We start from the raw sequence: 20,902 nt of genomic DNA on the forward strand, positions 1-20,902 counted from the left end.
AACTCCCCGGCAATGGCATGGCCGCTAGACGACGGCAATTCTTGATAGCCTGATTATTAAGGGCACTCTATTATTGAGCAATCACTGTGTACCAACCAGTTAGTTTTATGTGCGATTATCGAACACTATGCCCTGTGGTGAATTGACGGTTTTTTATCCAGTCGCCACCATCAAACCCGTATGACTTGCTACACATGCGCCACACCAAAACAACAATTCCAAGAAACGGGTAAACACCTCATGGTCCCTTCTCAGACTGCACGTACCACGCCTGCCCAGAGCGTTCCGCACCCGGGCATCGGGGGCAAGATCCGCGGTGCCATGGCGAGCGGCAAGACCCGCTGGGGAATGCTCGCGCTGGTCTTTTTCGCCACCACGCTGAACTTCATCGATCGCGCCGCACTGGGTGTGATGCAACCGGTTCTGGCCAAAGAGATGAGCTGGACGGCGATGGATTACGCCAACATCAACTTCTGGTTTCAGGTCGGCTATGCCATTGGCTTCGTCCTTCAGGGCCGCTTGATTGACCGCATCGGCGTCAAGCGTGTGTTCTTCTGCGCCGTGCTGCTATGGAGCCTGGCCACCGGCGCGCACGGTCTGGCCACCTCAGCCGTCGGGTTCATGATCTGCCGCTTCATTCTCGGAGTGACCGAAGCCGCCAACTACCCGGCCTGTGTAAAAACCACGCGTCTGTGGTTCCCGGCTCAGGAACGTGCGGTGGCCAGCGGTATCTTCAACGCCGGGACTAACGTGGGCGCCATGTTTACCCCCATGATGCTGCCGCTGGTGCTGCATGTCTGGGGCTGGCAGGCCGCGTTTCTGTGCATGTCTGCGCTGGGCGGTATCTGGCTGATCTTCTGGGGCCTGAAGTACTTCAACCCCGAAGACCACCCGACCGTTTCCAAGGAGGAACTGGCGTATATCCAGCAAGAAAAAGAGCCGGAGCAAACCACCGTTTCGTTCTCCACCATCCTGAAGATGCGCGGTACGTGGGCCTTTGCCCTGTCCTATGCCATGACCGCGCCGGTGTTCTGGTTTTACCTGTATTGGTTGCCACCCTTCCTCAATCAGCAATACAACCTGGGCATCAGTGTCACGCAGATGGGCATACCGCTGATCATCATCTACATCACCGCCGACTTCGGCAGCGTGGGTGGCGGCATCTTGTCTTCGGTCTTGATCAAACGGGGTATGGCGGCAGTCAAGGCGCGACTGGTGTCGATGGCAATGTGCGCCGTTGCGATTATTGGCGTGGTCTTGGCCGCAGGCTCCAGCAACCTCTGGATGGCCGTGGGTGCCATCGCGCTGGCGCTGGGCGCGCACCAGGCCTGGACGGCCAACGTGTGGAGCATGGTGATGGACTACACGCCTAAGCACATGATGGGCACGGTGTTCGGCTTTGGCGGCATGTGCGCCGCCATCGGCGGTATGTTTATGACCCAGTTTGTCGGCTATGTGCTGACCGTCACAAACAACAACTACACCGTGTTGTTCACCATGATTCCAGCCATGTATTTTATTGCGTTAGTCTGGATGTACTTTATGGCTCCGCGAAAAATCCCGCAGGTCTGATACGCGAGTTCAATCGAACCTCTTGTGAGCGTTGGGCTAAGCCCGACGCTCGGCACGCCATCCTTCAATAGAGGTGCTCGATGACACTCCCCACGCCACTTTCAGGTGTTAACCACCCTCTGAAAGGGATTCTGCTGATTGTCACAGCCACTGCGCTGTTCTCCAGCCATGACGCACTGTCCAAATACCTCAGTGGGATCTACCCCGTGGTGATGGTGGTGTGGGCGCGTTATCTAGTGCACACCGTATTGATGGCGGGGATTTTTCTGCCCCAGTCCGGGCTGAGCGTATTGCGCAGCACTCGGCCGCTGCTGCAAGTGCTGCGTGCCATCTGCCTGCTGGGTTCGGGGTTGTTCTTCACCTACGGCTTGCTGTTTATTCCTCTGGCGGAAAACACCGCCGTGAACTTTATCGCCCCGTTGCTGGTGGCGGCATTGTCCGGCCCGTTGTTAGGCGAAAAGGTCTCGAAAGGCCAGTGGCTGGCGGTGGTGTGCGGGTTTATCGGCGTGGTGGTGATCATCCATCCCGGCGGCGCGCTGTTCACGCCCGCGGTTTTGCTACCGATGGCTGCGGCGCTTTGCTTCTGCTGTTACCAGATCCTGACGCGCAAACTCAGTGCCTACGACAGCCCGACCACCAGCAACTTCTTTGCCGGGCTGTTCAATGCAATCGTGATGAGCGCGCTGGTGCCTTTTTTTTGGCAGACCCCCACGTTTATTAACGGCCTGGCCATGCTGGCGCTGGGCACCCTGGGCATGACCGCGCACTTGTTGCTCACGCAGTCTTTCAGGGTGGCTGCACCGGCGCTGCTGGCGCCGTTCAGCTATTGCCAGATTGTGTTCTCCGGCCTATTGGGGTGGTTTCTTTTTGGCCACATGCCCGACCTGTCAGCCCGCATCGGCATCGCCATTATTTGCCTGAGCGGGCTGGCCGCGGCGTGGCAGCAACGCCGCGCACGCGGCTAAGCGTTAAAAATCGAAAAACACCGTTTCGCCCGCACCCTGAATATAAATGTCAAAGCGATAAGCCGGTTTGCCATTCACTTCGCAGCGCTGTGCGATCAAGGTTTCACGCCGTTGCGGCTGCTCAATCAGGTTGAGCACCGGGCACTTTGCGTTGGCCTCAGGCTCATCACTAAAGTACAGCCGCGTCTGTAAATGGATGTTGATGCCACGGGCAAACAGCGAAACGTTGATATGCGGCGCCATCGGCACACCGCCAGCCGTGTTTACCACGCCCGGCTTGATGGTGTTCAACGTCCACTCACCGGCATCAAACGTGGTGGCAGTGCGGCCAAAACTGTTGAACGACTTTTGCGAATCAAACACTTCGTCGTAGCGCCCTTCATGGTTGGCTTGCCACAGTTCCAGAAAAGAGTCGCGCACCAGATGGCCATTACCGTCATAGACATTGCCCTGCAGCACAATGTGCTCACCCGGTGCGTCGGGCTTGGCCATTTCGTTCCAGACCTCCTCGGGGCGCGGCGGATTACCGGCAGCGGACAGCGCCAGACCGATATGGACGTAAGGGCCAGCCGTTTGCGAAGGCGTTTCCGGTAGCAGTTCGATAGGCATGATCTAGCTCCTCAGCGATTTTCGAAGTGAGTCTGACGCTGGCCGCGCAGCACGATATCAAAGCGGTACGCCAGGCAATCCATCGGATTGGCGGCCCCCATGTCCAGACGGGCGATCAGGCTTTGCACCGCTTCGGGGTTGGCAATCGACTTAACAATCGGGCACATCGCAATCAATGGATCGCCTTCGAAATACAACTGGGTAATCAAGCGTGTGGCAATCGACGGGCCACTGACCGAGACGTGAATATGCGCCGGACGCCAGTCATTAGGGCCATTGCGCCACGGGTAGGGGCCGGGTTTGACCGTACGAAAGCTGTAATAGCCCTGGCTGTCGGTCAAGGTACGGCCCACACCGCCAAAATTAGGATCGAGCGGGGCCAGGTAGCGGTCATTCTTGTGGCGATAACGGCCACCGGCGTTGGCTTGCCACATCTCCACCAGGGTGTTGGGAATCGGCTTGCCGTACTGATCGCAGACGCGACCCGAGACCAGAATCCGCTCGCCTATCGGCAACCCGCCATTGTTGAAATTGAGCAGCAGGTCATTGTCGAATTGGCCGAATTTCAGATGGGAAAAATCAGGCCCGCTGGTTTCGCTGACCGATTGCGGGATGCTCACCAACGCCTGGCGCGGGGAGCGGGCGATGGAGGTTTTGTAATCCGGGGTCAAGGCTTTGGGGTGCCAATTGCGGTCACGAATGACAAAGCGCCGGCTGTCTGCATCAGACATGTCGATCTCCTGTTGTTTTTATAGGCTGCACGGTAAGCCAGCAGTTTAAACAACAGGCGAACAAGGACTACTGAAAAGGCCCGGCCCATCCATAACCATTCAGTTATGGATAAACCCCTGCGGCATACGCCTGCCCCAGTTCACGGAGCACCTCGATGCACCCTTGCGCAGACAACGACACCGGCACATGGGCGTTGCGACAAATGCCGATAGAACCGCCCGGCTCACGCTGCCCCACGTCCAGTTCGTAAAACTCGCCACTGGCCAGATCCATGCGCACCGCATCCAGTGGCGCGATCCAGACGGCGTCGTTACACAGCACATAACGGCGGCTCAAGGTGACGGACAAGGTTTCCAGGCGCTGGCGGGACGGGTTGATGCCGCATTGCACAAACAAGCTATCGGCGTACGCGCGTATGGTCGTATTGGCGAGCGGCAACACCAACGGGTAATGTTCCAGCAGGCTTCGATCCAGCGGCTCGCGGGTCAACGGGTGTCCGGCTCGAACCACCAACGTCATGGACTCGCTGTACAGATGTTCGAAATTCATTCCCTGAATTTCCGGGCTGTCGGTCATTCGCCCCACCACCAGATCCACATCCCCTACGCGCAATTGCGAGAGCAAATAAGCGCTGGGCCCCGTCACCACACTCACCACCAATGAGGAGTACTGGCGATGCAGACGGCGCACCAGTTCAGGGATCAACACGCTCTCCACGGTCGACAGCACGCCAAGGCGCACCACCCCGCCCGCATATTCGCCGCCGCGCAGCGCATTGACCCCTTCGCGTAACGCTTGCACCGATGGCGTCGCGTAACGCAGGAAGGCTACCCCGGCCTCAGTCAGGCTTATTCCGCTTTTACTGCGTACAAACAGACTGACCGTCAGTAAGGCTTCCAACTCCTTGAGGGTCTTGGACATGGCCGGCTGACTCACCGCCAACACATCCGCCGCCCGCGCCAGACTGCCTTGGCGTGCCATTTCCAGAAAGCACACCAGATGACGGTATTTGATGCGGGTATCTATATTCACAGGGATAACAACTCCAGGCGCGATCTGCGGTTCAGGCGCTATTCAACCACTTGAGCCGGAGGTCTGGAACTGTCATAACCCCTTTGAGTCTTTTTAAAGGACTCCACCCAAGAAACGTCTGACAGCCGGGCTGGCGCAGTCAGGTCTCAGCAACAACACTTATAGACACGATTTATCAGAGGATTCCTCCATGCTTTGGAAAAAAGGCCGTCGTAGCGACAACGTTGAAGATGTGCGCGATCAAAGCACTGGCGGCGGCGGTGGAGGCATGCGTTTCGGGGGAGGCAAAGGCCTGAGCTTGATGGCGGTGGTGGTGATTGTCGGCTTCGGCCTGCTGACCGGCCAGGACCCCATGCAGATTCTCGGGCAATTAAGCGGCCAACTGACCGAGCAATCCGCCCCCCAAGTGACTCAGCAAGCCGGGCATGCGCCGCCAGCCAATGACGAACAAGCCGATTTTGTACGCGCCGTACTGGGCGATACCGAGGACACATGGGCACAGGTTTTTCAGCAGTCGGGTCGCAACTATAAAAACCCGACACTGGTGTTGTTTCGTGGGCAGGTAGGTTCGGCCTGCGGCTATGCCACAGCAGCCAGCGGCCCGTTCTATTGCCCGGCTGACCAGAAGGTCTACCTGGACATGAGCTTCTTCCAGGAAATGGCGCAACGCTTCAAAGCCTCGGGCGACTTCGCGCAAGCCTATGTGATTGCCCATGAAGTGGGCCATCACGTGCAAACCTTGCTGGGCATCTCCTCAAAAATGCAGATGGCTCGCCAGCAAGGCCAGCGCATGGAAGGTGACGGCGGGTTGTTGGTGCGTCAGGAGTTGCAAGCCGACTGCCTTGCCGGGGTGTGGGCCAATCTGGCGCAAAAGCGTCATAACTGGCTGGAGGCTGGCGACATTGAGTCGGCGCTGAACGCCGCCAATGCCATTGGTGATGACCGCCTGCAACAACAAAGCCGCGGCCGCGTAGTGCCGGACTCGTTCACCCACGGCACCTCGGCGCAGCGGGTCAAGTGGTTCAAGACCGGGTTTGCTCAAGGCAATATCAATCAATGCGACACCTTCTCGGCAAGGGCCCTGTAAATGGCACTGCGCGTGATCGCTTCGCTGATGGGCGTGCTGATGGTGAGCGCGATGGTTCATGCTGCCGAGCATGGGGTTAAGGTATTAAGCCCCGAGCACATGAACATCGGCCCCGGCGAGTTGAGTGTCGGCGTCAGCCAGAACTGGAAACAACCACTGCCCGGCGTGCAACGGGCGCTGATTGTCATTCACGGGCGCTTGCGCAATGCCCAGACCTACTTGCACAGCGCTGAACAGGCAGCGACTCAGGCCGGGCAGTTATCCACAACCCTGATCATCGCGCCGCAGTTTCTGAATCAAACCGATATTAACCGTCACGCTCTGCCGGACGCCGTGTTGCGCTGGCAGGGTAACGACTGGATGGCCGGGGCTCCCGCCCTTGGGCCGCAACCCCTCAGTTCGTATGCGGCGCTTGATCACATTCTTGAGCGACTTGGCGACCGCAAACGCTTCCCGGAGTTACGCGAAGTGGTGATTGCCGGGCATTCAGGCGGTGCCCAAGTGGTGCAACGCTACGCCCTGACAACTCAGGCCGATACGGCGTTGAAAGCCAAAGGCATCAAGGTGCGTTACGTGGTTGCCAATCCGTCGTCCTACGCTTATTTCACGGCGCAGCGGCCCGTTCCAACCTTTGACCAGGCCAGTTGCCCAGGCTTCAATACGTGGAAATACGGGCTTATAGACCTGCCCGCGTATGCCAAAGGGCAGAAGCAGCAGGCGCTTGAACAGGCCTACGTTGAACGTGACATCACCTACTTGTTAGGCGCTAAAGACACTGACCCCAATCATCCGGCGCTGGATAAAAGCTGTGAGGCCGAGGCACAGGGTGCATTCAGATTGGTACGCGGCAAGAATTACGTTGAATACCTGACTCAACGCCATCCACAGGGGCTCAATCAACGATTGGTTGAAGTGCCCGGCGTTGGGCACAACGGCGACCAGATGTTCACCTCACCCGAGGGGCAAAAGGCGTTGTTCGGGCACTGAGCCGGACGCCGTAGCAGTTGCCGCAGGCCACGTCCGATTGCGCAGCAATCGTAAATTCAGACGCCTGAGTGTCCCAGTAAGATCCGGGGCTTAATTATTACGATCGCTGCGCAATCGGACGCCGCCTTCGGCAGCTGCTACGGGGATGTAACCAACGCATGCAGCTCGATGCAGTCCTGCACATGCCAGTCCGTCAATTCCGGCCAGGGATTGACCGGCACGTTGACCAGCACGGTTTTGCAGCCCGCCGCGCGCCCGCAGTCCAGGTCAAAACGGTAATCGCCCACCATCACCATCCGGGCAGGCTCCACCTGCCATGCTCGCGCCAGTTTCAGCAGGCCGTCCGGGTCAGGTTTATGCATCGCACACTCACGCCCCAGCACATCTTCAGGCTTAAAGCAGTCGGCCAGGCCAATGGCCTGCAGGGTGATCAGCGCCAACTCCCGCGCATTGCGCGTCAATATCCCAAGGCGATAACCCCGCCCAGCCAGATCGCGCACCAGTTCAACCGCGCCGGGTGCAGCTTTGGATGCCTTGGCCAGCTCACGTTCATGCTCAAGCAACCACGCGTGTTTGGCTGCGGCTTGCTGCGCTGGCAAGGCATTGAGATGAGTCAAAATATCCTCATCCGCCGGGATACCCAACGCACGGCGAATCTCGGCAAAGTCATGCACAGCAACGGTCAGGGTGCCATCCATGTCAAACACCCAATGGCTGATGTCTTTGAGCGTCATGCCCAGTCCTTGCGATGGCGAATCAGGCCTTCCTGAGTCACCGATGCGACCAACTGGCCCGCACGGTTATAAACGCTGCCACGGGAGAATCCCCGCGAGTTGCCCGCCCAGGGGCTGTCCATCGCGTAGAGCAGCCAGTCATCGGCACGCAAGTCGGCATGAAACCATAGCGCGTGGTCGAGGCTGGCAACCTGCATGTCTTTTTGCCACACGCCTTTGCCGTGGGGCAGCAACGAGGTGGTCAGCAAGCCGAAGTCCGAAGCATAGGCCAGCAGGTATTTGTGCAGGGCCGGGGTATCGGGCAGCGTGCCGTCGGCACGAAACCACACGTATTTGATGGGGTCAGAGACCGCAGGGTTGAACGGGTCTTCGCCAACGACCGGGCGAAACTCGATCGGTTTTGCGCACAGCAATTTTTCGCGCATCGACTCCGGGATCAGGTGCGCACGCTGGCGAATCATCTCCAGCTCGGACGGCAGGTTTTCCGGGCCAACCACATCGGGCATTGATGTCTGATGCTCAAACCCCACTTCGTCGTACTGGAACGAAGCGCTGCTGGTGAAAATCGGCTGGCCCTTCTGAATGGCCGTTACCCGGCGGGTGCTGAAACTGCCGCCGTCGCGCACGCGGTCGACCTGATAAACCACGGGCAGGCTGGCATCGCCGGGGCGCAAAAAATAACCGTGCATTGAATGCACGTGGCGGGCGTCTTCAACCGTCTGGCTCATGGCCGACAGCGATTGCCCAAGTACCTGACCGCCGAACAACTGGCGAAAGCCCAAGTCCTGACTGCTGCCACGAAAGAGGTTTTCTTCGATTGGCTCCAGCGTCAGCAAATTGACCAGATCATCCAACACTTGGCTCATTCCGATTCTCCTCACACAAAGCAGTAGCGCCGTACATCGGAGGACGGCGCTCAACAAAATTTCGACTTGCGTCGCTCTACATCGACCTAGCCGTGCAGGGTTTCCAGCCATTGTGCCCGCGAAATGCGGTACAGCACATGCGACCTTAATGGATGCCCTTGCAGCAGGCGCGGGTGTTCAAAATCACCTTCGCGGTCGTGGTGCATACCAATCGCTTGCATGACCTTTTGTGACGGCAGATTCGCTTCACTGGTGAATGACACCACCTGATCCAGTGCCAAACGATCAAACCCGCAGCGCAAGGCCGCCCAGGCAGCCTCGCTGGCGTACCCCAACCCCCAGTGCTCTCGCGCCAGCCGCCAGCCTATTTCAACCGCCGGGGTAAACGCAGCGGCAAAACTGACATTCGCCAGCCCGGTGAAGCCAATGAACTCGCCGGAGTCCTTGCGTTGCAGCGCCCAAAAACCGTAGCCGTGCTCAGCAAAATGGCCGCGTATGCGGCCTATCAAGGCGGCACTTTCGAGGCGGCTCAAGTGCGCAGGAAAATAGCGCATCACCTGAGGGTCAGCACACATCGCAGCAAACTCGGGCAAATCAGTGTCGCGCCAGGGGCGCAACAACAAACGAGGGCTTTCGAGTTCTTTGATCTGCTCCATCAGGCCTCTCCGATTGGTGACCGGGCTTTTCAACTGTTGAGCAGTGTACAGCGCTGTTAATATTCCGCGCTCGCTCAGACGTGAATTCCCTATGCCTGTACCGCTGATATACCACGATGATTACAGCCCTGAATTCCCGGCAGAGCATCGCTTTCCGATGGACAAGTTCCGTTTGTTGCGCGATCACCTGATCGACACCGGGTTGACCCGTGATGCCGAGCTGTTGCGCCCCGAACTGTGCCCTGTGGATATCCTCGCGCTGGCCCATGACCGCGCCTACATCGAGCGCTATATGGCCGGGGAGTTGGCGCGTGAGGATCAACGTCGCCTGGGCCTGCCGTGGAGCGAAGCCCTGGCGCGTCGCACTATTCGCGCTGTAGGCGGCTCACTATTGGCCGCCGAACAAGCCCTTGAGCATGGGCTGGCCTGCCACTTGGCCGGCGGCACTCACCATGCGCATTACGACCATCCGGCGGGGTTTTGCATTTTCAATGATCTGGCGGTCATCAGCCGCTACCTGCTGGAAAGCGGCCGGGTCAATCGGGTGCTTATTTTTGACTGCGACGTGCATCAAGGTGACGGTACAGCGCGCATCCTTGAACATACGCCAGACGCCATTACGGTTTCCCTGCACTGCGAAAAGAACTTTCCGGCGCGCAAGGCGCAAAGCGACTGGGACATCGGCTTGCCAATGGGTATGGGCGATGCTGAATACTTGCAAGTGGTCGATGAGGCACTGAACTATTTGTTGCCGTTGTACCAGCCGGATCTGGTGCTGTATGACGCCGGCGTCGACGTGCACAAAGACGATGCCCTGGGTTATCTGAAACTGACGGATGCGGGCGTCTCCGAGCGCGATGAGCGCGTGATGCGTCATTGCCTGGGCCGCGATATTCCGGTGGTCGGCGTGATTGGCGGTGGTTACAGCAAAGACCGCAAAGCCTTGGCACGGCGCCATGGAATCTTGCATCACAGTGCACAAAAGGTCTGGCTGTCATCAGGGTGTCATTGAGGCGTGATTTTTTACCCACAATGCCTGTGGAACTGCCTGTGGATAACCTGAGTGAAAGCCCTTGCAGGCCACAGACCATATAGCCTGCACAGCACTGTATGTTTTTCGTACAGCAGCACACACCTATCCTCGTAGCAGCTGCCGAAGGCTGCGTCCGGCTGCGCAGCAGTCGTATAAACCGCGAGCTTTGACTGAGCGACCGCTGCGCGCTCGGACGCAGCCTTCGGCAGCTGCTACGGGAGATCTGCGACCTGCTCAGGTAGAATACCCGACTTATTTCGCCGATTTGCAGCCTTGTCATGACTCAGCCTACCTCCTCTGCTTCCCGTCACGTCGCCATTATTGGCGGGGGCCCTGCCGGTTTAATGGCCGCCGAAGTGTTGAGTCAGGCAGGCGTACACGTGGACCTCTACGACAGCATGCCGTCCGTGGGCCGCAAGTTTTTGCTGGCTGGCGTGGGCGGCATGAACATCACCCACTCCGAAGCCTACCCGGCCTTCCTGTCCCGCTATGCCGAACGTGCGCCGCAGATGGCCCCGCTGCTGCGGGCATTCGACGCTGATGCCTTGTGTCAGTGGATTCACGACTTGGGTATTGAAACTTTCGTCGGCAGCTCAGGCCGTGTCTTCCCCACCGACATGAAAGCCGCCCCGCTACTGCGCGCCTGGCTCAAGCGTTTGCGCGACAGCGGTGTGGTTATCCACACCCGCCATCGCTGGCTGGGCTGGGACGCCGAGGGTCAGTTGCGCATCGACAGCCCCGACGGCGAAAAGCGCTGCAAACCCGATGCGGTCATTCTGGCGCTGGGCGGCGGCAGTTGGGCCAGACTGGGTTCCGATGGTGCGTGGATGCCGCTGTTGGCTGAGCACAAGGTCGAGCTGGCCCCATTGCAGCCGAGCAACTGTGGCTTTGATGTACAAGGTTGGAGTGAGGTGCTGCGCAGTAAATTCGCCGGGGCACCGCTGAAAAACATCGCCATCGCACAGGAGCACAGTACCCCGCGCTTGGGCGAGTGCGTGATTACCGCCAGCGGGATTGAAGGCAGTTTGATTTACGCCTGGTCAGCACCGATTCGAGAGGCTATCAACCAACAGGGCAGCGCAACGATCCTGATCGACCTGCTGCCGGGCAAGGCTGTGGATAAAGTAGCCGCCGCACTGGCCAAGCCTCGCGGCTCGCGCTCGATGAGCAAACATATGCACAGCCAGTTGGGACTTGATGGTGTGAAAGCGGCGCTGTTGCGTGAACTGGCCTGCGCTGAAGACTTCAATGACCCGGCACGACTGGCCAAAGCGATCAAAGCGCTGCCCCTCAAACTGGTGAAGGCGCGCCCACTGGACGAGGCCATCAGCAGTGCGGGAGGCGTGCGATTTGAGGCGCTGGATGAAAACCTGATGCTCAAGCCATTACCCGGCGTCTTCTGCGCAGGCGAAATGCTCGATTGGGAAGCCCCCACCGGCGGCTATTTGCTCACGGGCTGTTTTGCCAGTGGCCGCGCCGCCGGGTTGGGGGTTTTAAGCTGGCTTAACGCTTAAGGCTTGCGCTTGCGCGGGCCGGTGTTGAACACAGGCACTTTGCGCACCGGCTTGACCGATGGCTCGGACGGCGCAGCTTCACCGCTGTCGACCCACTTGCCCAGGTTGCGCTTACCACCACCGCCCGAGGTTTTCGGCTTCTTGGGCTTCTTCGGCTTTTTGATCACCTGCCCGCTGGCATCGGTTTCGGGCACACGGTGCTCAGGCTCAAAGTCCTGCTGCTCATGGCGTGGCAAGGTCTGGCGGGTCAGCATTTCAATGGCCGACAGCATGTTCACTTCATCGGCGCACACAAACGAAATGGCTTCGCCCTTCTGCCCCGCACGGCCAGTGCGGCCGATACGGTGAATGTAGTCTTCGGCCACAATTGGCATGTCGAAGTTGATCACCAACGGCAAGTCTTCGATGTCCAGACCACGGGCTGCCACATCGGTCGCCACCAGAATCTGTACTTCGCTGGCCTTGAAACGATCCAGCGCACGCTGGCGCGTCGCTTGAGGCTTGTCGCCGTGAATGCCATCCGCATTGATACCCAGCGCTTGCAGCTTGCCGACCAGTTCGTCCACGCCGTTGCGGGTCTTGGCGAATACCAGTACCTGTTTCCAGTGCTGGGTGCGCAGCAGGTGCAAAAACAGCTCCGGCTTACGCTTTTTATCCACCGGAATGATCCACTGCTTAACGCTGCTGGCCGCTACGTTACGCGGGCTGACTTCGATGCTCAGCGGGTTGTCGAGCATCTGCTCGGCCAACAAGCGAATCGGGTCTGAGAACGTCGCCGAGAACAGCAGGGTCTGACGCTTTTTCGGCAGTACGCGGTAAATGTCCTTCAACTCTTCAGTAAAGCCGAGGTCGAGCATGCGGTCAGCTTCATCAAGAATCAGCGTTTGCAGTTGCGTGAACTTGATGGCTTTTTGACGGTAAAGATCGAGCAGACGTCCCGGTGTAGCCACCAGCACATCTACGCCTTTGCGCATTTTCATCATTTGCGGGTTGATGCTGACGCCGCCGTACACCGCATAGGTGCTCAACGGCAGGTGTTCAGCGTACTGGCGAATGCTCTCGTGCACCTGCTCGGCCAATTCGCGGGTCGGTACCAGCACCAGTGCACGCACCATGTTACTGGCGACTTTCGGCCCTTCCATGGTCAGCGACTGCAACAACGGCAGGGCAAAACCCGCGGTTTTGCCGGTGCCGGTCTGGGCTGCGGCCATCAGGTCACGGCCTGCCAGCACTGCGGGGATCGCTTGGGCCTGAACCGGGGTTGGGGTCTTGTAGCCGAGCGCCTCAAGGGCGCGCAGCAAGGGCTCGATGAGGCCAAGGGTGGCGAATGTCATGGGAATACCGTCGAAAAAGGTCAGCGCAGAGGTGCAATGGCGCGCAGTTTACCCTAATTCAGGCGGGATTCTTCTTACGCCACTGCGGCAACCCGATCAACACCACGGCGCTGATGATGACCGCCATCGCCAGGCACTCTTCTACACCGATGGTTTCGCCGGCGAAGGCAATGCCCAACATAACCGCCACGGCCGGGTTGACGTAGGCGTAGCTGGTGGCAGCGGCCGGGCGCACGTTTTTCAACAGGTACATATACGCACTGAAAGCGATGATCGAGCCGAAGATCACCAGATACAGCAGCGCCCCCCAGCCAGCAGCGGTGGGCATATGGGTCATGCGCTCGCCACTGAGCAGGCTGGCCGCCAGCAGCATGGCACCTGCCGCAAGCATTTCAGCCGCGCTGGCCATCGGTCCGACGGGCAGCGGCAAGTGTCGGCTCCACACCGAGCCAAATGCCCACGCGGCGGCGGCAAAAATCACCATCGCGGCGCCTATCGGACTGGCTTGCAGGTTGGAGCCCAGGTTGAGCATGCCGATGCCGATCAATCCGAGAATGATGCCGGCCCATTCCAGACGGGTATTACGCGCGCCCCAGAAGTAACCGAACAGCAATGTAAACAAAGGCACGGTAGCCACGGCCAACGCGGCGACGCCTGACGCCACGCCGGAGTGTTCGGCCAACGTGACGCCGCCGTTGCCGCAGGCCAGCAGCAGAAAGCCGATCATGGCTGCCGAACGCCACTGGATGGCCGTCGGCGAAGGCGCCCCGCGCCAGCGCATATAGGCGTACATCAAGCTGCCTGCAATGAGAAAACGCACGCCGGCCATCATCAACGGCGGCCAGGATTCAATACCGATGCGGATGGCGAGATAGGTCGAGCCCCAGATAACGTACAAGGCGAAAAAAGCACCGATCAGTTGAAGCGGAAAACGGCGTGCGGCAGGCATGAAGGCAGCTCAAAGGCAGAGGCAGGGGACTGGGGAGTTTAGACAACGAAGAAAGAAATAATAAGTAACAGAACGCACCAAAAGTGACCGTACACTTTTCTTTCAAAATCAAAAGCGCCCTCACCCTAGCCCTCTCCCGGAGGGAGAGGGGACTAAAGGCAAAAGCAGATCCGTGCAACACCCCACATCAGCCTCTCTCCCTTGAATGCAGTGGGAGTTAAAGGCAAAAGCAGATCTGCGCAACACCGCCAATCAGCCTCTCTCCCTTGAGTGCAGAGGGAGTTAAAGTCGAAAGCAGATCTGTGCAACACCGCCAATCAGCCTCTCTCCCTTGTGTGCAGTGGGAGTTAAAGGCAAAAGCAGATCTGCGCAACACCGCCAATCAGCCTCTCTCCCTTGAGTGCAGTGGGAGTTAAAGGCAAAAGCAGATCTGCGCAACACCGCCAATCAGCCTCTCTCCTTTGAGTGCAGTGGGAGTTAAAGTCGAAAGCAGATCTGCGCAACACCGCCAATCAGCCTCTCTCCCTTGAGTGCAGTGGGAGTTAAAGGCAAAAGCAGATCTGCGCAACACCGCCAATCAGCCCCCTCTCCCTCTGGGAGAGGGTTGGGGTGAGGGTGCTGTTAAAAACCGCGATAACGCTTCAAGTGTTCAGTCACTTTCGCCGCCGGGACTTTCTGCAAGCCGCGCAACAGTTCGTGATTCAACTCACGCACACCATGTTGCTGGCGCAATCGCACAGCCAGGTGAGTGGTCAGGTTAGCGGCCATTTCAGCGTCGGCCATGGCCCGGTGAGCCTGACCCGTGTGAGGCAAGTTAGCGAACGTGGTCAACGTCCCCAGCTTGTGATTGGGGGCTTCAGGCATCAAGCGGCGCGCCAAAAGCAAAGAGCAGGCAAAATTCTGCAAGCGGGTGCGCTTGATGCGCCCCATCTCGAAATCCCAGAACTTTTGGTCGAAGGCCGCGTTGTGCGCCAGCAGTGGCGTGATACCGACGAATTCATTGACCTCATTCATCACCTGCTCAGCCGATGGCGCCGTACGCAACATGGCGTTGCTGATACCCGTGAGCTGCTCGATAAACCCCGGCACTCGCACGCCGGCATTCATCAGGCTTTGATAACGCTCAACAATACGTCCCTGCTCAAGAATCACCACGGCAATTTCAGTCGCCCGGCAACTGCTGCTCGGAGAGATGCCGGTGGTTTCAAAGTCAATTACCGCAATGCGTTCCAAAGCTGATCAATCCTGTAAAAATGGGGCGTTATTTCAGCAGCAAGCTGCCTTCAATCGGCACATAGCGCGTAGCAGCGCGAATCAATGAGTTGGCGGTAAGGCCAGGCACACCATAGGCCACGGTTTCGACCCCGTGTTTGCTGGCGATACGCTCAAGCAACAGGTCGAAGTCACCATCACCCGAAGCCAGCACCACTTCATCGACATTGGCCGCCGAGTCCATGATGTCGATGGTGATCCCTACGTCCCAATCGCCCTTGGCCGAACCATCGCTGCGCTGGATGTAGGGTTTGAGTTTCACCGTGAAACCGAGGTTGCGCAGTATTTGCTGAAATTGCTGCTGTTTGCTGTCACCCCGATCAATCGCATAGGCATACGCCTCGACGATTTCACCGCGTTTGCTGATATCAGCCCAGAGCGCGGCGTAATTGAAATGGCAGCCATAAGCTTGGCGAACCGTGTAATAAAGGTTCTGCACATCCGCAAAGACCGCAATTTTTTTCACCGGCAAACCTCTGGGAGCCCGGACTTTCGGGCAATGAGCTAAATAACAAGGCAGCAGTATGCCAGCCTGCCGAACCTTTGCGCGGATAAACCGCTCAGCTGTAGGTTCATGCTGATCCTGAGCAACATTTGCTTAAAGTTGTAAATTCATCGGTTAAAGTGACACACCGCTTTTGACTGCCGATACCCAACCATGAACCCGATGACTGTTCTTCGCGACGCCCTTTACTTCACCCAGCGTAATCTGGGCCAGATCGTCATGCTGTGCTTGCCGCTGATTGTTCTTGAAACGATCATCACGCAGATGGTCAGCAGCGCTTCGGGGCCGGATGCTTCACCCGGTTATGACCTGCTGGTCGGCTTGCTGGTGTACCCGCTGTACACGGGCGCCCTGATTCTGTTTCTGGATGCTCGCAGCCGGGGTGAATCGCCCCGTAATAGTGACCTGCTGGCGCGCGCGCTGTCCCTCTGGCCCAACTTCGCCTTGTTATCCGCCATCAGCACGCTGGCCATTGTGCTAGGGCTATCGATATTGGTTCTGCCCGGTATTTTCATGACCATCGTCTTTGCATTTTCCGAGTACCGACTGGTATTACGCGGTGAAGGGCCACTGGCAGCGTTAAAGTCCAGCGTGCTGATGAGCCGAGGGCATTTCTGGCAGATATTTACGTGCGTGGCGGCCGTACTGGCACCGCTGATGCTGTTGAAAGAACTGACCTTTTCAGCGTTCCCAAAGGATGAAAACCTGTTCTTGTCACTGGCGCTTGATAGCCTCTACAGCTTCTTGCAGCTGTTTCTGACAGTCGTTGTATTCCGCCTGTTTATGCTAATCAGCGAATCGTTTGACAGCAAATGAGCACGATTCCTTATTGATCGCTCCTTGGGTGTCGAACGGTCGTCCGGTATGCTCGCCAATTCCTTGCTACGTCATAAGCCGAGCCCATGCCACGTTTCCTGCGCCACATCCTGTTAGGTTTGCTGCTGCTCGCAGGGGTGCTGGCAAGCTTGATCTACAGCCTGACGTGGCGTCCCGAGGCCAAAGAGGTGCTGGCGCTTTCGTGCCCGACCACCGCCCCGGTACTCACGCAGGGGCAAGCGCTGAAGGTCATGACCTGGAACGTTCAGTACCTGGCGGGCAAGCGCTACGTCTTCTGGTACAACCTGGCGGACGGCAGCGGCCCCGACACACAGCCCACCCGCGAAGACATGGCTTACAGCCTGGATGAAGTGTCGCGGGTCATACGTGATGAGCGGCCCGACCTGGTGCTGCTGCAAGAAGTCGATGAAAACGCCAAGGCCAGCGATTACCAGGATCAACTGGCGCTGCTGCAAGAACGTTTGGTTGACCTGTATCCGTGCAGCAGCCAGGCCTTTACCTGGAAAGCCGACTTCGTGCCCGACCGGCATATTTTCGGCAGCGTGGGCCGCAAACTTGTCACCCTGAGCCGCTTTCAGATCGAACACGCCGAACGCTTGCAACTGCCCGTGGCCGATGCCAACTTCATCAGCCGCCAGTTCCAGCCCAAGCCTGCACTGTTGCTGAGCTATCTGCCGTTGAATGATGGCGGTCAGTTGATCGCCATCAACACTCAATTCGATGCTCCGTCTCACGACAACAGCGCTGTGCAGCGGCAAGTACAAGCCACGGCTGCCGTGCTCGACAAGTTTGAAAGTCAGGGCACGCCGTGGTTGATTGGCGGCGATTTCAACTTGCTGCCCATAGGCCAGTTTCTGCGCTTGCCTCCCCCTTTGCGCCAACACTACTCGCCTGACAGCGAACTGCACTTTCTGTGGGAAAGGTATCCGATGATCCCGAGTAACCCGGATGCCACGGGAATAAATCGCGAGCTATGGTTGACCCACTTCCCCAACGACCCACAGGTTGATGGCCCGGATCGCACCCTCGATTACCTGTTCTACAGTCCAAAACTGCAGCGCCTTGATGGCTATGTTCGCCAGGAAGATACCTTGACCATTTCCGATCACTTGCCGGTCATGGGCCAATTTTTGATGCCTTCCGATTAACCCTCGTCAGGTCTATCAGGTTTTGCGCGGCTTGATCCTCGCCGTAGGCTCAGCGATCAACGGGTCATCAGGCCAATAGTGTTTGGGGTAGCGCCCCTTCAAATCCTTCTTTACCTCTGCATAGGTGCTACGCCAGAAGTTGGCCAGATCTTGTGTCACTTGCACCGGACGCCGGGCTGGCGACAGCAAATGCAGTTTCACCACTTGGCGCCCACCTGCAATTCGCGGCGTATCGGCCAGGCCGAAGAGTTCTTGCAAGCGCACGGCCAGTATCGGTGGGTGCTCGCTGTAGTCCAGACGCACTGATGAGCCCGAAGGTACTTTGATGTGATGCGGAGCCAGCTCATCAAGACGCTGCCCCAAAGGCCAATTCAACACGTTATGCACAATGCTCGACAGGTCGAGGCTGGCAAAGTGACTTAACCGCGATACCCGCCCCAGATAAGGTGCCAGCCACTCTTCCAGGGTGGCCAGTAAAGCGCCATCGCTGACATCCGGCCACTCGCTTTGCCCCTGCGCCTCTAGATCGAGCTGACGCAACAACGTGACTCTGGCCTGCCACTGCCGCAGCTCGGGCGTCCACGGCAACAGCTCAAGGCCTTTGCGCCGCACCAGATTGACCAATGCCTGGGTGCGCGCTGTTTCATCGAGACCGGTCAACGGTTCTCGGCTCAGTACCAACTCGCCCACTTTGCGCTGGCGTTCAGCGCGCAGTACGCCTTCGCGTTCGTCCCAGTCGAGTTGATCTACCACGCTGACCTGCTCGCGCAGCACCCCGTCCAGCAACGCAGGATCAAATTCGGCGGCCAGATAAATGCGCTCTTCACGCTGGCCCTGGCGACTTCCCAAGTCAGCAATCACCAACCAAGGCTGTTTCATCAAGCCGTCAACTTCGCCGAACAGTGCTGCGCGACCATTGGCCAGCCGATATTCAGCACCACCCGGTTTGCGCTGCTGAGCAACGCGGTCGGGGTAGGCCAGCGCCAGCAAGGCGCCCAGCCAGCGCGGATGCTCTGGATCGGCCACCGGCTGCGTGGCTTGGCCCCGTAACATGCCCCGATACTGGCGGGCCAGTTGCTTGGCCCGCTGCACACCGCCCTGCCCGCCGCGTACTGCACGGCTTTCGCCAGACAGCAAGGCGAGACGGCTGTGAACATCAGCCCCGGCGCCCCGCAGAATATCGCGCTCACCCAACAAGGCCGCGACGTCACACGCCATGTCAGCCAACCCGAGCGCTTGCCCACGCAACAACAAATGAGCGATGCGCGGATGTGCCGGCAATTCGGCCATTGCTTCACCGTGGGGCGTCAGTGTGCCGTTGCGCAGCGCGCCCAAGCGCTCCAGCAATTGCTGAGCCTGTGCATAACTGGCGGTGGGCGGCACATCGAGCCACACCAGTTCATGCGGGGCCACGCCCCAGCGCGCCAGTTGCAACGCCAACCCGGCGAGATCGGCCTGCAGAATTTCTGCGCTGCCATACGCCGCCAATTGTGCATGCTGGTCTTGCGACCACAGGCGATAACATACACCCGGCTCCAGGCGCCCGGCCCGGCCCGCGCGCTGGGTAGCACTGGCTCGGGAGATGCGCTGTGTGTCGAGGCGGGTCATGCCGCTGCCCGGATCGAAGCGCGGCACCCGCGCCAGCCCGGCATCGATCACGACCCGAACACCATCAATGGTCAGGCTGGTCTCCGCGATATTGGTCGCCAACACCACCTTGCGCGCACCGCTGGCCGCAGGCTCAATGGCGGCGCGTTGGGCGGCCAGGTCCAATTCACCATGCAAAGGGCAAAGCAGGATGTCACTGCGCGAGCCCAGCGCCTCAGCCAGCTGTTGATTGACTCGACGAATTTCCGCCTGACCGGGCAGGAACACCAACAGGCTACCGCTTTCGTCGTTGAGGGCATCCAGGACGGTTTGCACCACGCGCGGCTCGATAAATTCACCCGGTACAAACGGTCGCCCCCAGCGCAGGGCCACCGGGTACATGCGGCCTTCACTGCTTACAACAGGAGCATTGTCCAGCAAACTGGACAACCGCTCGCCTTCCAGAGTGGCGGACATCAACAAGATTTTGAGTGGCTGCTCATCGCGAAACAGCTCACGCCCATTGAGGCTCAAAGCCAACGCAAGATCCGCATCCAGACTACGCTCATGGAACTCGTCAAAAATCAGCAAGCCCACGCCCTCCAGGGCCGGGTCGTGCTGCAAGCGGCGGGTCAGGATGCCTTCGGTGACGACTTCGATACGGGTATTGGGTCCAACTTTACTGTCCAGTCGAATCCGATAGCCCACGGTTTCGCCGACCTTTTCGCCCAACTCACTGGCCAAACGTTCAGCCGCTGCTCTGGCTGCAAGGCGCCGGGGCTCGAGCATCACAATCTTCTGCCCGGCGAGCCACGGCTCATTCAACAGGGCAAGCGGCACCCGCGTGGTTTTACCGGCGCCGGGCGGGGCTTCGAGCACCGCTTCGTGGCGTTCACGCAAGGCCTGACGCAGCGCAGGTAAAACTTCATCAATCGGCAAACAAATCATGGTGGCTCCAGAACAGTGCGACGAGTATAACGGCGAACAGTTCGGCATTAAGCACGGTCTTAATGTTGAGTCCGATTCTTTAAGCTCCTTCGAGGTCTTGTGTATGCGTATCCCTTCTCGTGTGATTGGCGGCGTTGTAGTGGCCGCTTTGCTGACCCAGTTGACCGCGTGCGGGAGTATTTTCTTCCCTGACCGGCGCGGTCAGATCGACGGCAAGATTGACCCGATGATCGTGGTACTGGATGCCGTGGGCCTGCTGTTTTATGTGATCCCGGGCCTGATTGCGTTCGGCGTCGACTTCGCAACCGGGGCGATTTACTACCCGCCGGGCAAGACCGCCTACATCGCCCCTGAAAAACTGCGCGAAGCCGTCAGCACCGATGGCAAAGTCGACAACAGTAAGCTTCAGGCAATTCTTGAAAGTGAACTGGGCCATAGCTTCCCGCTGAACGACCCACGCCTGATTCAACACAAAGGCAGCACCCAACAGTTGGCCCTTTACGGTTTGATTCCAGCCGCCTGACTCAAGGACGCT

20 protein-coding genes are annotated in these 20,902 nt (G+C 58.6%); 9 read left to right on the forward strand and 11 right to left on the reverse strand.

The genetic code is table 11. From position 1 onward, the window contains the following. Positions 1 to 240: 240 nt before the first annotated feature. Together FJD38_RS06160 and FJD38_RS06165 are read left to right on the forward strand one after the other, a co-directional pair. A complete protein-coding gene (locus FJD38_RS06160) occupies positions 241 to 1,572 on the forward strand; it encodes an MFS transporter (RefSeq protein ID WP_122782250.1) in 1,332 nt (443 codons plus the stop codon). Between the two features lie 80 nt (positions 1,573 to 1,652). Next, a complete protein-coding gene (locus FJD38_RS06165; RefSeq protein WP_122782249.1) occupies positions 1,653 to 2,537 on the forward strand; it encodes a DMT family transporter in 885 nt (294 codons plus the stop codon). Positions 2,538 to 2,540: 3 nt separating this feature from the next. Here FJD38_RS06165 and pcaG read toward each other — a convergent pair whose 3' ends face one another. The 3 genes from pcaG to pcaQ all read right to left on the reverse strand — a co-directional run bounded on the left by pcaG (position 2,541) and on the right by pcaQ (position 4,910). Further along, positions 2,541 to 3,146 carry a protocatechuate 3,4-dioxygenase subunit alpha gene (pcaG, locus tag FJD38_RS06170; protein ID WP_146384384.1) on the reverse strand — a complete coding sequence of 202 codons (606 nt, stop codon included), beginning with the start codon at positions 3,144 to 3,146 and terminating at the stop codon, positions 2,541 to 2,543. Between the two features lie 11 nt (positions 3,147 to 3,157). Continuing rightward, positions 3,158 to 3,877: a protocatechuate 3,4-dioxygenase subunit beta gene (gene pcaH, locus FJD38_RS06175; RefSeq protein WP_122782247.1), complete on the reverse strand. Its 720-nt coding sequence runs from the start codon at positions 3,875 to 3,877 to the stop codon at positions 3,158 to 3,160. Between the two features lie 103 nt (positions 3,878 to 3,980). After that, complete coding sequence (gene pcaQ, locus FJD38_RS06180) at positions 3,981 to 4,910, reverse strand: pca operon transcription factor PcaQ (RefSeq protein WP_146384385.1); 930 nt, start codon at positions 4,908 to 4,910, stop codon at positions 3,981 to 3,983. Between the two features lie 190 nt (positions 4,911 to 5,100). On the opposite strand from pcaQ, the gene ypfJ reads away from it, so the two are divergent. Together ypfJ and FJD38_RS06190 are read left to right on the forward strand one after the other, a co-directional pair. Then, positions 5,101 to 5,997 (forward strand): KPN_02809 family neutral zinc metallopeptidase, encoded by an 897-nt coding sequence (gene ypfJ, locus FJD38_RS06185; RefSeq protein WP_122782245.1) that lies wholly within the window; start codon positions 5,101 to 5,103, stop codon positions 5,995 to 5,997. Continuing rightward, positions 5,998 to 6,984, forward strand: a complete 987-nt coding sequence (locus FJD38_RS06190; RefSeq protein WP_122782244.1) for an alpha/beta hydrolase — start codon at positions 5,998 to 6,000, stop codon at positions 6,982 to 6,984. Positions 6,985 to 7,121: 137 nt separating this feature from the next. On the opposite strand, the gene FJD38_RS06195 is transcribed toward FJD38_RS06190, so the two are convergent. From FJD38_RS06195 to FJD38_RS06205, 3 genes are all read right to left on the reverse strand, one after another. After that, positions 7,122 to 7,718, reverse strand: a complete 597-nt coding sequence (locus tag FJD38_RS06195) for an HAD family hydrolase (protein WP_122782243.1) — start codon at positions 7,716 to 7,718, stop codon at positions 7,122 to 7,124. Then, entirely contained in the window at positions 7,715 to 8,584 is an 870-nt protein-coding gene (gene tesB / locus FJD38_RS06200; protein ID WP_146384387.1) for an acyl-CoA thioesterase II, read from the reverse strand. Before tesB ends, FJD38_RS06195 begins: the two co-directional genes overlap by 4 nt. Positions 8,585 to 8,670: 86 nt before the next feature. Further along, positions 8,671 to 9,240 carry a GNAT family N-acetyltransferase gene (locus FJD38_RS06205; RefSeq protein WP_146384389.1) on the reverse strand — a complete coding sequence of 190 codons (570 nt, stop codon included), beginning with the start codon at positions 9,238 to 9,240 and terminating at the stop codon, positions 8,671 to 8,673. 91 nt (positions 9,241 to 9,331) lie between these two features. Here FJD38_RS06205 and FJD38_RS06210 point away from each other — a divergent pair, with 91 nt between their 5' ends. Together FJD38_RS06210 and FJD38_RS06215 are read left to right on the forward strand one after the other, a co-directional pair. Beyond that, positions 9,332 to 10,252, forward strand: coding sequence for a histone deacetylase family protein (locus FJD38_RS06210; protein WP_146384391.1), 921 nt, complete (start codon positions 9,332 to 9,334; stop codon positions 10,250 to 10,252). 299 nt (positions 10,253 to 10,551) lie between these two features. Continuing rightward, positions 10,552 to 11,787, forward strand: coding sequence for a TIGR03862 family flavoprotein (locus FJD38_RS06215; RefSeq protein WP_146384393.1), 1,236 nt, complete (start codon positions 10,552 to 10,554; stop codon positions 11,785 to 11,787). Here the strand turns inward: FJD38_RS06215 and rhlE1 are convergent. The 4 genes from rhlE1 to FJD38_RS06235 form a co-directional block, all read right to left on the reverse strand. Then, a complete protein-coding gene (gene rhlE1, locus FJD38_RS06220) occupies positions 11,784 to 13,121 on the reverse strand; it encodes an RNA helicase RhlE1 (RefSeq protein WP_122782238.1) in 1,338 nt (445 codons plus the stop codon). The two genes, FJD38_RS06215 and rhlE1, sit on opposite strands and share 4 nt — an antisense overlap. A gap of 58 nt (positions 13,122 to 13,179) precedes the next feature. After that, positions 13,180 to 14,070: a drug/metabolite exporter YedA gene (yedA, locus tag FJD38_RS06225; RefSeq protein WP_146384395.1), complete on the reverse strand. Its 891-nt coding sequence runs from the start codon at positions 14,068 to 14,070 to the stop codon at positions 13,180 to 13,182. A 621-nt stretch (positions 14,071 to 14,691) separates the two neighbouring features. Continuing rightward, positions 14,692 to 15,303 (reverse strand): 3'-5' exonuclease, encoded by a 612-nt coding sequence (locus FJD38_RS06230; RefSeq protein WP_146384397.1) that lies wholly within the window; start codon positions 15,301 to 15,303, stop codon positions 14,692 to 14,694. A gap of 28 nt (positions 15,304 to 15,331) precedes the next feature. Beyond that, a complete protein-coding gene (locus FJD38_RS06235; RefSeq protein ID WP_122783196.1) occupies positions 15,332 to 15,808 on the reverse strand; it encodes an NYN domain-containing protein in 477 nt (158 codons plus the stop codon). A gap of 192 nt (positions 15,809 to 16,000) precedes the next feature. Here FJD38_RS06235 and FJD38_RS06240 point away from each other — a divergent pair, with 192 nt between their 5' ends. Both FJD38_RS06240 and FJD38_RS06245 read left to right on the forward strand, forming a co-directional pair. Next, a complete protein-coding gene (locus FJD38_RS06240) occupies positions 16,001 to 16,663 on the forward strand; it encodes a YciC family protein (RefSeq protein WP_146384399.1) in 663 nt (220 codons plus the stop codon). Positions 16,664 to 16,749: 86 nt separating this feature from the next. Beyond that, the gene (locus FJD38_RS06245; protein ID WP_146384401.1) at positions 16,750 to 17,832 is read left to right on the forward strand and encodes an endonuclease/exonuclease/phosphatase family protein; all 1,083 of its coding nucleotides are present in this window, start codon (positions 16,750 to 16,752) and stop codon (positions 17,830 to 17,832) included. A gap of 15 nt (positions 17,833 to 17,847) precedes the next feature. On the opposite strand, the gene hrpB is transcribed toward FJD38_RS06245, so the two are convergent. After that, positions 17,848 to 20,367: an ATP-dependent helicase HrpB gene (hrpB, locus tag FJD38_RS06250; protein ID WP_146384403.1), complete on the reverse strand. Its 2,520-nt coding sequence runs from the start codon at positions 20,365 to 20,367 to the stop codon at positions 17,848 to 17,850. A gap of 103 nt (positions 20,368 to 20,470) precedes the next feature. Here hrpB and FJD38_RS06255 point away from each other — a divergent pair, with 103 nt between their 5' ends. Beyond that, positions 20,471 to 20,890: a polyribonucleotide nucleotidyltransferase gene (locus FJD38_RS06255; protein ID WP_122783242.1), complete on the forward strand. Its 420-nt coding sequence runs from the start codon at positions 20,471 to 20,473 to the stop codon at positions 20,888 to 20,890. The last annotated feature ends 12 nt before the right edge of the window (positions 20,891 to 20,902 follow it).

It is taken from the genome of Pseudomonas saxonica, assembly GCF_007858365.1.
GTDB classification, from domain to species: Bacteria; Pseudomonadota; Gammaproteobacteria; order Pseudomonadales; family Pseudomonadaceae; genus Aquipseudomonas; species Aquipseudomonas saxonica.

Excerpts from the sequence above, each read along its gene's own strand:
- FJD38_RS06205 (WP_146384389.1), bottom strand. The coding sequence starts at position 9,240 with ATGGAGCAGATCAAAGAACTCGAAAGCCCTCGTTTGTTGTTGCGCCCC.
- FJD38_RS06195 (WP_122782243.1), bottom strand. The coding sequence starts at position 7,718 with ATGACGCTCAAAGACATCAGCCATTGGGTGTTTGACATGGATGGCACC.
- FJD38_RS06245 (WP_146384401.1), top strand. The coding sequence starts at position 16,750 with ATGCCACGTTTCCTGCGCCACATCCTGTTAGGTTTGCTGCTGCTCGCA.
- tesB (WP_146384387.1), bottom strand. The coding sequence starts at position 8,584 with ATGAGCCAAGTGTTGGATGATCTGGTCAATTTGCTGACGCTGGAGCCA.
- FJD38_RS06165 (WP_122782249.1), top strand. The coding sequence starts at position 1,653 with ATGACACTCCCCACGCCACTTTCAGGTGTTAACCACCCTCTGAAAGGG.
- pcaG (WP_146384384.1), bottom strand. The coding sequence starts at position 3,146 with ATGCCTATCGAACTGCTACCGGAAACGCCTTCGCAAACGGCTGGCCCT.
- rhlE1 (WP_122782238.1), bottom strand. The coding sequence starts at position 13,121 with ATGACATTCGCCACCCTTGGCCTCATCGAGCCCTTGCTGCGCGCCCTT.
- ypfJ (WP_122782245.1), top strand. The coding sequence starts at position 5,101 with ATGCTTTGGAAAAAAGGCCGTCGTAGCGACAACGTTGAAGATGTGCGC.
- FJD38_RS06190 (WP_122782244.1), top strand. The coding sequence starts at position 5,998 with ATGGCACTGCGCGTGATCGCTTCGCTGATGGGCGTGCTGATGGTGAGC.
- FJD38_RS06160 (WP_122782250.1), top strand. The coding sequence starts at position 241 with ATGGTCCCTTCTCAGACTGCACGTACCACGCCTGCCCAGAGCGTTCCG.
- FJD38_RS06255 (WP_122783242.1), top strand. The coding sequence starts at position 20,471 with ATGCGTATCCCTTCTCGTGTGATTGGCGGCGTTGTAGTGGCCGCTTTG.
- FJD38_RS06240 (WP_146384399.1), top strand. The coding sequence starts at position 16,001 with ATGAACCCGATGACTGTTCTTCGCGACGCCCTTTACTTCACCCAGCGT.
- yedA (WP_146384395.1), bottom strand. The coding sequence starts at position 14,070 with ATGCCTGCCGCACGCCGTTTTCCGCTTCAACTGATCGGTGCTTTTTTC.
- hrpB (WP_146384403.1), bottom strand. The coding sequence starts at position 20,367 with ATGATTTGTTTGCCGATTGATGAAGTTTTACCTGCGCTGCGTCAGGCC.
- FJD38_RS06215 (WP_146384393.1), top strand. The coding sequence starts at position 10,552 with ATGACTCAGCCTACCTCCTCTGCTTCCCGTCACGTCGCCATTATTGGC.
- pcaH (WP_122782247.1), bottom strand. The coding sequence starts at position 3,877 with ATGTCTGATGCAGACAGCCGGCGCTTTGTCATTCGTGACCGCAATTGG.
- FJD38_RS06210 (WP_146384391.1), top strand. The coding sequence starts at position 9,332 with ATGCCTGTACCGCTGATATACCACGATGATTACAGCCCTGAATTCCCG.